Genomic DNA, 14,937 nt, shown 5'->3' on the forward strand with positions numbered 1-14,937 from the left:
TCCTATCAGCGATAGATTAAATACTTCTTTCTCATTTCTTTATATTCAGATAATTGAGGTTCCCAAGAATCTTGAATTTCTTTCACTGATTTGCCTTCAATAATTTGCTGCTTAAATGTTGCATTTCCTGCTAAAACATCAATATTAAGCATTTGGTCACTTTGTGATTTATCAAAGAATTTATCTTTGAACGGATAAGCCTGATAAAAATCTATCATCCATTGAATATTAATTCTCTTACTTTTCCTAAGTACTTCAATATCAAAATTTCTAAAATCTATTCCAAAACATTCTTGATTCAAATGTAAAGGTGTTTCGCTCATGCCTTTTATACTTTTGGGCGTAAACGAAAAATCATATTTACCTTTCAAAGCAGGGCTTCCTAAAACGGTAAAAGGAAAATAAGTTCCTCTCCCCTGACTAATAATCGTTCCTTCAAACAAACAAGTAATTGGATACAACATCACACTCTGTTGTGTATTCAAATTTGGTGAAGGTTTTACGGGCAAAGTATAAGGAGTATCATGCGTATAATTTTTTACTGGAATGATTTTGAGCTTACAAATCATTTTATTGGCTAACCAGCCTTCTCCATTAATCATTTGTGCGAATTCTGCAATCGTCATTCCGTGAGCTATTGGAATCGGAAATTTACCAACACCTGACTTATAACGCATATCCAAGATTGGTCCATCCACTAAATAACCATTTGGGTTTGGTCTATCTAAAATCAATAATTCTTTGTTATTTTCAGCGCAAGCCTCCATTACATCTCTCAGAACATTGATATAAGTATAAAATCTACAACCCACATCTTGAATATCAAAAATCATTAAATCGACATCTTTTAAATCATCTGCAGAAGGTTTTCTTTTTGAACCGTACAATGAAATTACTTTAATGCCAGTACTTGGGTCTTTTTCATCGTTGATTTTAACACCAGCACTTGCATTTCCTCTAAAACCATGTTCTGGACCAAATACTTTTAACACATTAATTCCAGAAGCTAATAAACTATCCACCAAATGTCTTTTACCAATAATACTGGTTGGATTAGCTAAAATTCCAATCCGCTTACCTTTTAAATAAGGGAAATATTGATTAGTTAGCTCAGCTGCGGTTTGAACAGGTTTGGGTTTAAATAGCAAAGAAAAGTTGTCTTTCTGAATGGAATTAATTTCTATCCCTGAAAAAAGATTAAGCGTTGAAATAAGGAATATTATTGAAAATATTTTCATAGTTTTTGATGAAGTTGGAAAACAAAATATATTTAGGTCTTATTAAAAGATTATGTAGTTTAAACTTCCTCATTTTTTCAATTAGCTGGTGAATTAATTCACCAGCTAATTGAAATGTATTATTTCTCAAGGTTAAGTAGCCCAAATACTTACCTTTCCATAAAGCAAACACTTCCTCCCACCCAATCAAAATCTTTATTGAAGCGTACCCCAATCATTTCTCCTCTTGAAAGTCTTGCTAAATTGCTTAATAAAATTGGTCTTATTTCGTCTTTTTGCCAGATGTATAACATTCTGATTTCACATTTTACTGAACTCCCATCTGTTGTTTGTATCACAGGTTCATATTTAACCTTTTTCTGCAAAATATAATTTTCAGGGTCGGGAATTGATGTTAAATCACTTTTATCAATATTGATTTTCACGCCTGTTCCTGCAAATGAAAATAAAGGTTTTAGCACATATTCTGCTAAATTTTCAGGAAATTCTCCATCGTAATCACTCAGAAACCTACATTCAGGAATATAAGGATTTTTCAAAAATGGCATCATATATTTACTAATTCTGAAAAACCAATTCGGATGTCCAATCCATTCTACTTCAACATCATCAGTTAAATTAAAATCAGTTTTTAAGTCAGGAAAGTTGGTTAAATCATCAAATATCAAACGATTATAAATTCTATCAATTGGCGTTTTTACACCTTCATTGATATAAAAAAGCTTTTTCCCTTCTTTGATAATTTTGGTAAGACAAACGGCTTTTACACCAATTAATTTTTCAGTTACTTCAAAATCGACTCTTGTTTTTTGTTTTTCAGGATAAATCTCTAAAATAATAACATTTTTAGGTTTTGAATCGCCAACAATTAATTCATGAAGTGCTTTTATATATGCTTTCCTATCAACATCGTTGAATAAAAAATCATAATTTTCAGGAAGTTGATAATGCTTTTGAAAAGTTTCTGAAAGTAAATATTGAAAACCAAAAAGTGAAGGAAAACCTTGTAATTCAATTAATTGAGGAACAAATTCGCCTTGTTCATTTTGACAAACAGCAAAATCTATCGCCAAAAAAGAAGTATGTTTATTTTCATTTGGCACATTTTGATGAACAGGAATCGCTTTCTCTGTTTTAGCCTTAAAATCGTCTTGGGCAATCACCTCTATAATACTTTCACAAGTACTAATAAGCTTATCTTTCAGACTTTTAGGCACAAAAACTGGCGTTTCAGCGACTCTGAATTCTATTGAATCTTGAGTCGCTGTATTCAAATCTGCTAAAAAATCTTGATATTTTTCTTGAGAAAAAGATTGGTTAAATGAAGCTCTAATGTCTTTTTGCATAAAAAGAGTAAGTTTAAAACAATTTATGCCATTTCCCCCAGAATTAATTGTTGACTAATGGTAGAATAGGCTTTTTCAAGAAATGTTGGAATGATGATAGATTCTGTCAACATGATTTTATCTGGGTCATCAAGCTTTGTAATCATGTCGTTATACTTCTCAATTCCATGCGTTTTTATTACTGCTTTGCGTTTTTCATCAGATAACAGCAATTTTAACATTCCTTGTGCATCAGCTTCTGGATGAAATTGCGTTCCAAATACTTCTTCTGAAAAACGAATTGCCATAATGGCACGCTCTAAATTTATGTGCGGACGTTCTTTTTCCATCCGTAAAATCTGTACTCCTAATTCTTTAATAATTTTCAAATTCGGACTAACCAATTGATAATCACGAGAATCAACTACAAAAAATGGGTCTGGCAAACCTTCAAATAATATTTCTTTATTTGTCGTGTCAATTGGATGCACTGGAAAAACACCAAATGAAGTACTTCTTCGTTTGGTTACTTTTCCAATTTCTAAATGACGAGCCACTAATTGAAATGAATGGCAAATCAAAAATAGGAATTTAGGAGTACTTTCTCCGCTTGAAACCTCTTCTGATTTATTATGTTCAAAAATTGAATCAATCAAGACAAAATAAGGTTTTTCCCAAGCTTCATCTGAAGGAAGAGGACTTCCCGGCCCGCCCGAAGAAATATAAATATCGTGTTCCAAACTTGGAATTTCAGTATTGGCACGAACATTAAAAACCTCCGTAATTACGTCAATATTCTTTTGTGTTTTGAATTCGTTTATCAAATTAATGATACAACGCATGCCTTCTCCGGCTACGTTGTCGTACATATCTAAAACGGCTATTTTTAGTGGTTTTTCAAGCGAAATATTTTGCATCGTAAATTTGTTGATGTGGAAATTTATCAAAGATTTAATCTTTAATTAATCATAAAAACATCGCAATTTACAAAAAACAGCCTTTAAATCAATCAATTACAAAAAACAACGATAAATTTAACATTGGAATTAGAAGACCTTAAATCCCAAATTTTGTTTCCTGAACGATATAATCTACCACACTTTTCAAATCGTTGGTTTCATCAAAAACAGCCAATTGGCGGTCGGCACCAGTTCCATTTTTTAGAATTTCTTTGATATAAGCTACTTCATGACGGCTACCTAATTCGTCTAGTACATCATCGACAAAATCTAATAGCTCATCGCATAAATCGCTATATGGTACCTCTTCTTGTTTTCCGAAATCAATCAATTTTGCTTGGATTCCGTAACGAGCCGCTCGCCATTTATTTTCGTTAATTAGTACTTTACGATACGACCTAAAATTGAGATTTTGTTTCATCAATTTATAAATCTTAGCGACCAAAGCCTGCATTAATGCTGCCAAACAAATGGTTTCATCCACTCGCATCGGAATATCACAAATCCTAAATTCAATCGTATTAAAATGGGGATGTAAACGAATATCCCACCAGATTTTCTTGCCACTATCAATACATTTTGTTTTCACTAATAAATCAATGTATTCGTCGTACTCATTGGCAGAAGCAAAAAATTCAGGAATACCAGTTCTTGGAAATTTATCAAATACTTTCGAACGATATGATTTAAAACCTGTATTTCTACCACACCAAAAAGGTGAATTCGTAGAAAGGGCATAAATATGTGGTAAAAAGTAACGAACGGCATTTAAAATTTGAATGCCTTCATTACGGGTTTGGATACCTACGTGAACGTGCAAACCAAAAATTAAATTTCCACGAGCCACATCTCGCATTTCATCAATTAATGAATCATAATGCGGACTTGGCGTAATGAGTTGGTCTTGCCAATCTGAAAATGGGTGTGTTCCTGCGGCAGCGACTAGAAGGTTATTTTGGTCTGCGAGGTCAATAATATGTCGTCTTAATTCGGTTACTTCAGCCCTTGCCTCTTGAATATTATGACAAATATTCGTTCCAACCTCCACAACAGCTTGGTGCATTTCTGCTTTTACTCTTTCTTGTAGGATAATCTGACCACCCTCAACAATCTTACTCATGTGCGAGCGCAATTCACGGGTTACGGGGTCAATTGTTTGAAACTCCTCTTCAATTCCAATGGTAAATAATGGCATAATTTAGAAGGTTTAAGGGCTTTAAAGGGAATCACAATGATTCCCTTCTTCAACATGATTATTTTTTGCTTTCAATGATGCTTGTTCTTAGACTTCCTGCAATCGACGAAGTGAGAAATGTTCCCCAAGTAAGATTGTCTTTACCAGGTTTATGCTTTTTAGCACGGTCAATCGCAACTTTTGCAGCAGTTTCTACTACCCAATCAAAGTTTTCTTGCCCTACAGAATTAATATCTGCATCTGGAGCAGGATTACAAAAATCAATGGCATAAGGAATTCCATCTTTTATCGCAAATTCAACGGTATTGAAATCATAGCCAAGTGCTTTATTTAATCGAATTACATAATCTTTCACCGTTGCCAATAATTTCTTGGCGGCTGGTCCAGAAGGCATATCAGCAACATAGCGTAAATGATGTGGATTTCTGGGTTCATAAGGCATTATTCTTACTTCTTTTCCACCAATACAATAGCAACGGAAGTAATCAGTAAAAGTAATTTCTTCTTGCAAAAGCATCACCAATTGGTCGGTTTCGTCGTAAGCTGAAAATAATTCATCTGGATTTCTTACTTTATAAACACTTTTCCAGCCTCCGCCAGAATGCGGTTTCATATAAGCTGGGAAACCGATATAATCAAACATTTCACCCCAAGGTAAAGGAAATTTCAGGTTTCTAAATGAAGATTCAGCGGTATCTGTCGGGCGTTCTTTGGAAGGTAATAATACTGTTTTAGGAACTGGAACACCCACACTCAATGCCAAGGCATTATTGAAAAACTTCTCATCAGCCGACCACCAGAAAGGATTGTTGATAACTGCTGTTCCTGTCAGGGCTGTATTTTTAAGCATCGCTCTATAAAAAGGAACATCTTGAGAAATACGGTCGATAATTACATCATATCCGCTAGATTCCCCTTGTATTACTTTTTCTACCACCATTCGCTCTGCCATAATGCCCGTAGGTGCAATTTGATTGACTCTTTCCACAAACGCTTCTGGAAAGGAAGATTCCATTCCGTGAAGGATACCAATTTTTTTCATAATGTTTAAATTCAATTTTACAGGTTTGATGAATGAAATTAGTTGAGCGATTTCATCACTCTGATAATTATTAATTAAATTCTGTTTAAATATTCTGGAAACATTTCTCGCCAAATATCCCAATCGTGTGTGCCATGCCAACGAATATCTAACCAATGATTGATTTTCTTATTACTCAAAATTTTAGAAAGACGCTCTGTTTCAGGTTTACAAAAATCTGCATTACAAGTTCCTAAAACGATGTTCATTTGCCATAAATCAGCTTGAGTTGCATTAGGTAAATAATCAGGCGGATTATTGAAATATACGTTTTCGTTGTAAAAGCCATTTAAAAATGAGCGAATATCAAAAGCAGCTCCCATCGTAAAAAGATGAGAAACTTTATCAGGATGACGAAAAGCAAAATTTGCAGCATGAAAACCACCAAAACTACAACCCGCAACCGCTACTTTTGAAGTATTGCATTCACGCATGATAGCAGGAATCAATTCCTCATTCAAATATTGATCATAATAAATATGGTTTTGAATACGCTCTGAAGGGTGCAGATGCTTGCCATACCAAGAGTATTTGTCGATACTGTCTGGACAATAAATTTTTACTTTTCCCTCTTCTATTTGCCTTCTTGCCGATTCTATCAGTTTAAAATCTTTTGCTTCATAGTATCGTCCCATAGTGGTAGGGAAAACGATTACTGGATAGCCCCAATTGCCAAAAATCAATAATTCATTATCTGCTCCGAGATGATGAGAATAATACTTGATATAACGTTCTTGCATTTTGATGGTGAGGGTTTTGCATGATGTTAAAAAATATTCACAGCTAGATTTAGAGTATTTTCATATAGCTGTAAAATTACCATTTGTCAAAAATTATCTCTACTTCGGCATTTTACAAAGATTTCCATCTTTATGTAGAATCTTTACTCTAAAATAGAAACTGTTTTTAACTTTCAAAACAAAAATTAGAATAATTTCTCTGTGAAATATTTAACAATTTGTTTATTTTCGAGAATAATCCTAAAATTGGTAATCCTGAAATGACGATATATTCACAAAATACTTCCCCTGAAATCATTCAAATTGAGGATAATATTTATTCTGGCTATTTGAATAGAACAGTTAAGCTCACTTTGATATATCCTAAAAAAAATAATTTACTTCAACTTGTAATTTTTAACGATGGACAAGATTTTGAATCTTTAAAAATCAAACAATGGATTGCTTCATTAAGCGATGAAAACAAAATTTCTCCGATTCTTTGTGTAGGAATTCATGCCAACGAAGAAAGATTGCAAGAATATGGAACAGCTTCGCAAGCAGATTATAAAAATAGAGGAAATAAAGCTCATCAACATTCAAACTTCGTTTTGAAAGAATTGTTACCTTATTTAGAAAATACTTTTTTAGTTTCTCCTGAAAATAAAGTGATGGCAGGCTTTTCTTTGGGTGGACTTTCGGCGATGGATATTGCTTGGAATTCACCAAAAGTATTTACCAAAGTAGGGGTATTTTCAGGTGCTTTGTGGTGGCGACAAAAATCTGAAGAAGATGGATATACCGACGAAAATGATAGAATTATTCACAATATCGTCAGAAAAGGGAATTATCATCAAAATCAACAATTTTGGTTTGAAGCTGGTACAAATGATGAAACTTCAGATAGAAATCATAATGGTATTATTGACGCCATCGACGATACTTTAGATTTGATGAAAGAATTAGAAAAACACGGTTATCAAAAAAACAAAGACATCGTTTACAGACAAGTAGAAGGCGGTGAGCATAATCAACAAACTTGGAGTAAAGTAATGCCTGAATTTCTTACTTGGGCAATCGGCGTGTAAAATCTTTAGTCTAAATCATCAATATGATAAGTATTGATGATTTTTTTTAAACGACTGATGTATTGCGATTTTGGAAGCGTTGTGTAACCTAAATCAACTAAATGTCCCATAAATTTTTCGACTGCCTCCGCTTCTTCCATCCCCTTTTTCATGTTTTCTTGATAAGTCTTAACTGCTGGCGAATAATCATTTCGCCATTTTCCAGTTTTGTGCATCAAAAGTTCTTCCATAAAGAAATCAAAACACTCTTCTCTTGAATTGAATTTTTTGTACCAATTTCCTACTTCACCAGCATAAGCTTGTCGGGTATATTGATAAGCTTGCGTGGGGTCTTTAGTCCAATCTTTCAAGCCAAAAAAGTTATTCGCATTCATTGCTAATTCACTTTTTCCGTAACCACTTTCTAAAGCTGCCATCGCAATGACAACACTGGTCGGAAGATTATTCTTTTTGCAACGTTCAACAAGGTATAATGAAATTTCATTGATAAAAATTTGTGCATCCGAAATTACAGGTTTAGTTGGTTTTACTACTTTTTTACTTTTCACAACAGACTTTTTTGCCACCGTCGTTGGAATACTCTTTTGAGGAATCACCACCACAACTAAACCTTTGATTTTTTTCGTTTGCTTGTTCCCATCTTTCTCCCCAATAAAAACCAATTCTTTTTCTCCTTTGGTAGAAAATTTAATTTTTATAATTGCCTTTTTATTGACAAACTTGGCAGTTCCTAACAAAATATCGTCGTAAAGCACTTTTACTTGGTTTAATTTTTCAAAGGCTTGAAACTGAAATTGAGCAGAATCGCCAAGGTTTACAACGTCTTTATAATTTACCTTGAAATCGCTATTTTCGTTAGCGTACTTCACTATTGTATGCCGATGACAGCTTTGTATCAATAAACCCAATAATAAACTCAATGAAGTATAAACTAAGATTTTTGTACGCATTATTTTTAAATTTAAAATCAACCCATAAAATAACATTTTAATAATTCTGAGGTTAACTACGATAAAACAAGGATTTAAGATTTTTTAAGAAAGCATTTTATACCTTAGCCAAGCTTTTCTTTTAACTTGCATTTTTATAATATAATTAATTCACCTCAAATTGCTGATTATGAACAAGTTTATTAAAAACCTCTCGACTACTTTATTCATTTCGCTCTTTTTCTGCTCCTTTGCATGGAGTGCAGGTATCAAAGGAACCGTTAAAAATACTAAAAATGAATTACTTTCCTTTGCTTCAATCATTATTAAAGAATCTGGTAAAGGCACAATGGCAAATGAAGATGGCAAGTACGAACTTACTTTACCCGCTGGCACATACACCATCATCTTCCAATTTTTAGGGCATAAAACACTTGAAAAGAAAGTAACCGTTGCCAATGAAATTATTAATATTGATGCCGTTTTAGAAGAGCAATCCATCAGTCTAAAAGAAGTAGAGTTTTCTGCAAAAAGCGAAGACCCAGCTTATACTATTATGCGAAAAGCCATTTCGATGGCACGTTTCAAAATTCTTGAAATTAACGAATTTTCTGCTAGAACTTATGTAAAAGGCACTGGACAAGTAAGCGAAGTATCTGCTTTGATGAAGGCTATCGCAGGAAAAAAGATTGAAAAAGAATCTGGTTTGAAAATCGGACAAGTTTATGTACTGGAATCAATTAATGATATTACTGTTAAACAACCTTCAGTAGTGAAGGAAAAAGTAGTTTCTACCAGAAATAATTTACCGAAGCAATTACAAAGCCAAGGTACAAACTTCATTCCTGTTTCTCGGACAAATTTCTATCAACCAAAACCTTTTGGCGATATGATTTCGCCACTCTCTCCTGTGGCATTAGCGTATTATAAATTCAAATACGAAGGTTTTTTTACTGAAAATGGACAAACTGTTAATAAAATAAGAGTAACACCTAAATCAAGAGATGGAAATGTGTTTGAGGGAATTATCAACATCATCGAAGATTCTTGGTACATCCATAGTTTAGATTTACGCTTTAGCGATGATAATACTTCAAACACCGTAAAAATGATTTATGCACCCAACAAAGAAATTTGGTTGCCTATTAATTATACTTTCCGTTCAGATTTTGATGCTTTTGGTTTCAAGGGATTCTTTAATTATGTAACCAACGTTAGAAATTATACGGTGACAGTAAATGAAAAATATCATCAAAGACCAGTTGTAATTGACGAGAAAATTGATAAAGCCGAAGCAAAGTCTTTGAAAGGTGAAAAAGTAAATAGTAAAATCGCACTCAGCCAAAAACAAGTAACTCGAAAACAACTGAATAAATTCTTGAAAGAAGCTGAAAAAGAAGACAAAAAAGATAGAAAGAAAAAGGGCGAAGATGTTGATTTGGTTCGTTCTTATAACATTGAAATTGATAGTCTTCATAATAAAAGAAATGCTGATTTCTGGAATGAAGAAAGACAAATACCTCTCACTCCTTTGGAAATAAAAGGCTACGCTCAGGCTGATAGCATCGCAACAACTAATGAAGACCAATTCAAAAAAGATTCGGTTAGAAATCTACCCGCTTTCAAATTTTCTCATTTGATTTTTGGCAAAACTTATAATTATGGTAAAAGAGATAATCTATTCGGTTTTCATCAGAAATCTCTTACTTATAGTTCTCCACTAAATCAGCTTCCTGCTTTAGATTTTGTGAATACCGTTGATGGATATTTCCTACAAGGTTCTTTGAGATACGACATTCGTGAAAAACTAACCAGAAGAGAATCCTTTTATGGAGATTTAAGATACGCTTTGGGCAGAAAAGCTTTAAACTGGAATCTTGGATATTATTATCTAAAAAATCAACATACCATCGAAATCAAAACGGGTAGATATATTCAACAATTTAATAACGAAAATCCTATTTCTACGCCCGCAAATACCATTTATACAATGTTGGCTGAGAGAAACTATCAGAAAATTTACCAGAAAGATTATATCAGTGCTGAATACAGAAATCGACTTTCTGAAAAAATAACAATCGTAGCAAGTGGAGAATATGCTGAAAGGAAGGCTTTAGAAAACCTAAGTACTTTCAAGCCTTGGATTGATGTAAAAGATAGAGATTTCAGTCCGAACAATCCCACAAATACTGAATTGACTAATACTGCTTTCAATACGCACAAAAGCTTTTTGGCAGAAGGAATTATTGCCTGGAGACCTTTTGCGAAGAAACGCAAGTTCAATGACAGAGAATACACAATCAATGAAGGGAATCCTATTTTCAGAGTAAAATCAACCAATGGTTTATTGACAGAAAGTAAATTTTCTCGTTTACAAGGTTCTTATGAACAGTTTTTTGATTTAGAGAAATTAGGAAATTTACATATCCTTGCCAATTATGGCGGATACTTACAAAAGCCAACCTATTTTATCGATTATCGTCATTTTAATGGAAATCAAACTATTCTTCGTTCTTTTAGATTTGATGCTTACAGAAATTTAGATTATTACTTGCACAGCACTACTGGCAATTATTTAGAAGTGTTTGCTCAACAAGATTTTAATAAATTATTGCTGACACAAATTACTCCTTTAAGAATTTACGGGTTGAAAGAATCAATCTTTGCGAATTATTTAAAAGTACCTAATCAGCAATTTGAATACTTAGAAGTTGGTTATGGCTTGTTGGGGCTTGGAAAATTATTTGGATTAGAAGTAGTTGGTAATTTTGTGAATGGGAAATATGATGCTACTGTATTGAGAATTAAGTTTAATAGATAGTTGTCAGCGATGAGTAAAGAGCTTTGAGATTCAACATGAAGTATTGCAAATAGTAAAACCTCAAAAAGCGGTCAAAAAACTAATTTTGACCGCTTTTTTATTGCTAAAATTCGGGATGATTAGTATTAGTAAATTACAGATACAAGAAACGGTAACCGTAAAGGCTACCGCTACACTTTTTTTTATTAACATGAATATGACTAAAATATCACAGCTAAAAAGCTATTGTAAAATTAATTGTCCACGGATTTCGCCTCCTGGTTTTGAAGCACTGTGGATGTTTACATAATAATTACCTGCCATTAAATCTGTTTCTTGTTCTGCTGTTAATGCAGCTGTTTTGCTACTAAAAGCAGTATTGAATGTTGTTCCCAAAGCAAAGATTACTCCTCCATTTACTCCAACCGCACCTTTATGAATATGCCAAGCAGTTGGCGTAATTCCGTTGTAGTTTATCGTGTAAGAAATAACTTTTGTTGTTTTATTATAAGTACCAACAAACGAACCTGTGGCTGTAGAAGTATTGGCGGGTACTTCTAATGAGCCATTGAGACTTACATTGAATTTTACTTCTGGGGAAACTTCGTCTTCGCTTTTACAAGATGAAACTAGGAAAAAACTTGAAAGCAAAAGAGATAAGAGAATTCTTTTCATTTTAATAAGAGTTTAAGTGTTTGTAAAGCATTTAGTCTTCACAAACACTTACGACTCTTATTAAACTTTAGTTGCGTCTTCAAAAAATTATTTACCCGCTGAAATCAAATTAGCAAATAATCTGTACGCTCCAGATACACCCGCTGGCAATTGACGAAAGAAAGCATATCCTGTAAAAATATAATTCCCTTTTCCATATTTTGCATATAATAAACCGCCATTTGCTGGTGCTTCATTCGGGTCGTTTGATGAAAGAATGGCATCGTATTTTCCATCCCATTCGTTTGAGAAATACAAACCTCTTTCTTGAATCCAACCATCAAAATCTTTTGAAGTAATCTTATTTGGACTATTCAATAAAATGCTTTCTGGTTTTAAGAAACGAACCTCCGCTTCTTCCACAGTTACTCTATCTCTTGATAATTTGAAAGGATATGGACCAATGCCCATTTCTAATTTTTGCAAATTGCTATTCACTTGGTATTGAACAACCATGTTTCCACCTTTCTCAACATATTCCATCAGTTTTTTCTGATAATAAGTAATGCGTTCTTCGGTATTATAAGCTCTTACACCAACAACGATGGCATCAAACTTTGATAAATCTTCGTTTAATTCTTTCTCTGTTAAAATCGTTACATTATAACCAATTTGGCGTAATGCCATTGGTACATCATCTCCTGCTCCTACGATATAACCAATGTTTTTACCTTTCGTTTTAATATCTAATTTTACTACTTTAGCTTCTGCCACAGGGAAGAGTGTTTGCGGAGGAATGTGGTCATAAGCAACAGTTAAAATTCCTCTATCATAAGTTCCATTGGCTGTTTTTACAATGGCTTTTACTGTTCCTTCTGGTGTTGTGCTTGAAGGAGTAACTTTAAATACCAATTTCATTTCTTGATACTTATTTGCCAAATTAAAATCTATATTGGCAGGATTTGCTTTCCAACCTGTTGGTAAATCTAAACTTACTGTACCTGAAGTTTTACTCTTTCCAGCTTTTAAAGTTACTTCTACTTCTTTGGCTTGGTCATTCGCAAAAACATATACTTTATCTGAAATATTCGCCGTTACTTCTGGACGAATTTCAAAAGTACGATAAAGCTCTCCACGAGTTTCATCTGTATATTTATAAATCACTGGCGTGCTAAAAGTGAAAGACTGATTATCAATCACGAAAGTAAATTCTGCTTGTAAATCTGCTGGTTTTTCTGGTAAACCAATCAAAGTTTGCTCATCTACACGATACATTCCTTTTCCCATTTTCTTTTCAGCCAACCAAAAAGGTTGTGTCAATGGCTGATTCTTAGGAATTTCTACTGAGAAATTAATGCGTTGCAATTCATTATTGGCTAAACTAACATTGAAAGTGCTGTCTTTTCCCAAACCAACTAATTTGATTTTCTGTAAGTTTATAGCAAAATCCGAACGTTTTACGGCTGTAGCAAGAATATTGATTTTCTCTCCCGAAGAAGCAGAATATTCATTTGGATTGGCTTCAAAATACAAACCTGTACAAGCAATAATCAGGTTTTCTATTTCTTTTTTCTTCTGTGTTTTCCAATACTCATCGCCAATTTTATCAAGCGTTTTGTAAGCTTCTAACAAAGAAGGAACAATCGTTGAAGGATTTTCTGGATTAAAGCTATTGATTGCAAGATTAATCCAAGATTCTACTTCTTTTCCGCCTTTTACTCTACTCCAAGTTAAATCAACGCCATCAAAAACATCTTTTTGAGCAAGTTCACCGAATTTATGAACAAAATACTCTGGACGTAAACCACGAGTACGAGGAACACCGAAACCTTGAGATTTATGTTGTGAACGGCTTTCAGCAGCAATTTCAGAATAAGCTTTTCCCAATAAAGGATTATATCCGCCAATTTCCACTTGAATAAAAGTACCTTCTGTAGGCTTTTGTGATACTGCTCCGAAATTGAAAGTATTCCAAACTACTCTTTTCGCTTGCCAAGGTTTTACGTATTTTAATTGTTCTGGAAATTTAGTTGGGTCGCCAGAAAGTTTGAAAGCTTCTTCTGCTAAAGCTGCCGAAGCAGAATGATTTCCATGCCCTGCACGAGCATCAGGAGGGAAACGGCAAATGATTACATCTGGACGAAGATTTCTGATTCTCCATACCACATCAGCTAAAACAGCATCTTTTCCCCAAATCTGAAGAGTTTCTTCGGTGTTTTTAGAAAAACCAAAGTCGTTGGCACGAGTAAAATATTGTTCTGGTCCATCAATGGCACGTGCCGCCAATAATTCTTGTGTACGAATCAAGCCTAATAAATCACCTAATTCTGAACCTATTAAATTTTGTCCGCCATCTCCACGAGTAATTGATAGATAAGCAGTTCTTACTTTACGCTCTTTGGCAAGCCAAGAAAGCATCACCGTATTTTCATCGTCTGGGTGAGCAGCTATGTACATGGCTGTACCAAGAACATTTAATTTTTTGAGATTCAATAAAAGCTCACCAGTCGGCATGGGTTTAATGGGCTGAGCATTACTATTGAAAAAACAACCAAGCAGTATTAGGAATAGGAAAATGTTTTTATTCGATTTGATATTCATTGGAGAAATTTTATAGTTCAACGTGAAATTAATGGAAAACATTAAGAATATTAAAGAGAGAAAAATAATGGATTTAACGTCAGGAATAAAATTAATTCGCTGAATGACGTTAATGGCATTGAAAAAGGCAAAAAATACAACAAATCTATATTCTCAATATTTTACAATTATGCTACATCAATACTCCAATTCAACAGCTTCTCTTATTTACCTAAAAATATTTTAATATTTTACATATATTGCCGATTACAAAATAAAAGTTAAGTATTCTTGCTTATTTTAAACGAAATCTTACAATAAAGTACAATAATCCAAAATATTTTGTATTAAATTTAGCACATCATTCAT

11 protein-coding genes are annotated in these 14,937 nt (G+C 33.5%); 2 read left to right on the forward strand and 9 right to left on the reverse strand.

What is annotated here, in order from left to right; translation table 11 throughout:
• Positions 1–5: 5 nt before the first annotated feature.
• The 6 genes from VB776_RS00115 to VB776_RS00140 all read right to left on the reverse strand — a co-directional run bounded on the left by VB776_RS00115 (position 6) and on the right by VB776_RS00140 (position 6,538).
• Positions 6–1,238: an exo-beta-N-acetylmuramidase NamZ family protein gene (locus VB776_RS00115; protein WP_323324805.1), complete on the reverse strand. Its 1,233-nt coding sequence runs from the start codon at positions 1,236–1,238 to the stop codon at positions 6–8.
• A 149-nt stretch (positions 1,239–1,387) separates the two neighbouring features.
• A complete protein-coding gene (locus VB776_RS00120) occupies positions 1,388–2,584 on the reverse strand; it encodes a hypothetical protein (protein ID WP_323324807.1) in 1,197 nt (398 codons plus the stop codon).
• Positions 2,585–2,607: 23 nt separating this feature from the next.
• A complete protein-coding gene (locus VB776_RS00125) occupies positions 2,608–3,480 on the reverse strand; it encodes a type 1 glutamine amidotransferase (RefSeq protein ID WP_323324809.1) in 873 nt (290 codons plus the stop codon).
• A 139-nt stretch (positions 3,481–3,619) separates the two neighbouring features.
• The gene (locus VB776_RS00130) at positions 3,620–4,717 is read right to left on the reverse strand and encodes a carboxylate-amine ligase (RefSeq protein ID WP_323324811.1); all 1,098 of its coding nucleotides are present in this window, start codon (positions 4,715–4,717) and stop codon (positions 3,620–3,622) included.
• Positions 4,718–4,775: 58 nt separating this feature from the next.
• Positions 4,776–5,759, reverse strand: coding sequence for an ATP-grasp domain-containing protein (locus VB776_RS00135; protein ID WP_323324813.1), 984 nt, complete (start codon positions 5,757–5,759; stop codon positions 4,776–4,778).
• A 74-nt stretch (positions 5,760–5,833) separates the two neighbouring features.
• On the reverse strand, positions 5,834–6,538 hold the full coding sequence (locus VB776_RS00140; RefSeq protein ID WP_323324815.1) for an esterase family protein: 705 nt from the start codon (positions 6,536–6,538) through the stop codon (positions 5,834–5,836).
• A 218-nt stretch (positions 6,539–6,756) separates the two neighbouring features.
• Between VB776_RS00140 and VB776_RS00145 the strand changes: the two genes are divergently transcribed.
• Positions 6,757–7,605 (forward strand): alpha/beta hydrolase, encoded by an 849-nt coding sequence (locus tag VB776_RS00145; protein WP_323324817.1) that lies wholly within the window; start codon positions 6,757–6,759, stop codon positions 7,603–7,605.
• A gap of 5 nt (positions 7,606–7,610) precedes the next feature.
• Here the strand turns inward: VB776_RS00145 and VB776_RS00150 are convergent, their stop codons facing one another.
• Positions 7,611–8,555, reverse strand: coding sequence for a glucosaminidase domain-containing protein (locus VB776_RS00150; RefSeq protein ID WP_323324819.1), 945 nt, complete (start codon positions 8,553–8,555; stop codon positions 7,611–7,613).
• Positions 8,556–8,724: 169 nt separating this feature from the next.
• On the opposite strand from VB776_RS00150, the gene VB776_RS00155 reads away from it, so the two are divergent.
• Positions 8,725–11,355: a DUF5686 and carboxypeptidase regulatory-like domain-containing protein gene (locus VB776_RS00155; protein WP_323324821.1), complete on the forward strand. Its 2,631-nt coding sequence runs from the start codon at positions 8,725–8,727 to the stop codon at positions 11,353–11,355.
• Between the two features lie 222 nt (positions 11,356–11,577).
• On the opposite strand, the gene VB776_RS00160 is transcribed toward VB776_RS00155, so the two are convergent.
• Together VB776_RS00160 and VB776_RS00165 are read right to left on the reverse strand one after the other, a co-directional pair.
• Positions 11,578–12,009, reverse strand: a complete 432-nt coding sequence (locus VB776_RS00160; RefSeq protein WP_323324823.1) for a CHRD domain-containing protein — start codon at positions 12,007–12,009, stop codon at positions 11,578–11,580.
• 87 nt (positions 12,010–12,096) lie between these two features.
• Positions 12,097–14,589, reverse strand: coding sequence for a PIG-L family deacetylase (locus VB776_RS00165; RefSeq protein ID WP_323324825.1), 2,493 nt, complete (start codon positions 14,587–14,589; stop codon positions 12,097–12,099).
• Between the last annotated feature and the right edge of the window lie 348 nt (positions 14,590–14,937).

Source organism: Arcicella gelida (assembly GCF_034931025.1).
Classification (GTDB): Bacteria; Bacteroidota; Bacteroidia; order Cytophagales; family Spirosomataceae; genus Arcicella; species Arcicella gelida.

Bases quoted from the DNA above. Each gene is read 5' to 3' on its own strand.
- VB776_RS00140 (WP_323324815.1), bottom strand. From the start codon at position 6,538: ATGCAAGAACGTTATATCAAGTATTATTCTCATCATCTCGGAGCAGAT.
- VB776_RS00150 (WP_323324819.1), bottom strand. From the start codon at position 8,555: ATGCGTACAAAAATCTTAGTTTATACTTCATTGAGTTTATTATTGGGT.
- VB776_RS00160 (WP_323324823.1), bottom strand. From the start codon at position 12,009: ATGAAAAGAATTCTCTTATCTCTTTTGCTTTCAAGTTTTTTCCTAGTT.
- VB776_RS00120 (WP_323324807.1), bottom strand. From the start codon at position 2,584: ATGCAAAAAGACATTAGAGCTTCATTTAACCAATCTTTTTCTCAAGAA.
- VB776_RS00155 (WP_323324821.1), top strand. From the start codon at position 8,725: ATGAACAAGTTTATTAAAAACCTCTCGACTACTTTATTCATTTCGCTC.
- VB776_RS00125 (WP_323324809.1), bottom strand. From the start codon at position 3,480: ATGCAAAATATTTCGCTTGAAAAACCACTAAAAATAGCCGTTTTAGAT.
- VB776_RS00165 (WP_323324825.1), bottom strand. From the start codon at position 14,589: ATGAATATCAAATCGAATAAAAACATTTTCCTATTCCTAATACTGCTT.
- VB776_RS00115 (WP_323324805.1), bottom strand. From the start codon at position 1,238: ATGAAAATATTTTCAATAATATTCCTTATTTCAACGCTTAATCTTTTT.
- VB776_RS00130 (WP_323324811.1), bottom strand. From the start codon at position 4,717: ATGCCATTATTTACCATTGGAATTGAAGAGGAGTTTCAAACAATTGAC.
- VB776_RS00135 (WP_323324813.1), bottom strand. From the start codon at position 5,759: ATGAAAAAAATTGGTATCCTTCACGGAATGGAATCTTCCTTTCCAGAA.